Genomic DNA, 805 nt, shown 5'->3' on the forward strand with positions numbered 1-805 from the left:
AAACCAGTCATTTTATTAGACATCGATATTTCCTTAATTTATGAGCCACTACGTGGCGAAGATGGCCTGTCTTTCAGAAGGTAACTTACCAGGCTTTTAGGAGGAGACTCACAAAGAAAGGGTATCTTGAGATATCGCTTGCACTGAGGACTGCTTTACTAAAACTGCTTTGATAAGGTCTGTGTTCCAAACCGATGACGCTATTAAGCCACGCCTTACCTATTTTAGCAAACATTATTTTAATTTAATTTTAACATCCGGACGTCCGGAGCGCTCTGATTGATTTCGTTTTTCATTCATTCTGTCTTTTATTTATCCCTTTATTACCTGCTTATTTAACACGTAACGAATGAAGCAAAATGAAAAATAACCGACCATTGATTAACCATACCTGAAACGCAAAAAACCCGCACAAGGCGGGTTTTCATTAATTATCAATTTCACGCTTACCTGATCAGGCTATTGCCGTTATCATTTGCGTAAGCGTTATTGATAATTAAGACTTACATAGGGACTACGTTTGCTGCTGAAGGACCTTTAGCGCCGTTTTCAATCGTGAATTCGACCTGCTGGCCTTCGTCCAGAGTTTTATAATCGTTGCTCTGGATTGCAGAGAAATGTACGAATACATCTTTGCTGCCGTCCTGAGGAGAAATAAAACCGAAACCTTTACCAGCATCAAACCATTTTACTAAACCAGTCATTTTATTAGACATCGATATTTCCTTAATTTATGAGCCACTACGTGGCGAAGATGGCCTGTCTTTCAGAAGGTAACTTACCAGGCTTTTAGGAGGAGACTCAC

General features: G+C 39.6%; 1 protein-coding gene. It reads right to left on the reverse strand.

The window, feature by feature from the left end:
- Window positions 1–503 precede the first annotated feature (503 nt).
- The gene (cspA, locus tag HZZ01_RS20680) at window positions 504–716 is read right to left on the reverse strand and encodes an RNA chaperone/antiterminator CspA (RefSeq protein WP_003855207.1); all 213 of its coding nucleotides are present in this window, start codon (window positions 714–716) and stop codon (window positions 504–506) included.
- Between the last annotated feature and the right edge of the window lie 89 nt (window positions 717–805).

It is taken from the genome of Pantoea sp. WMus005 (assembly GCF_013415305.1).
Lineage (GTDB): Bacteria > Pseudomonadota > Gammaproteobacteria > Enterobacterales > Enterobacteriaceae > Pantoea > Pantoea rara.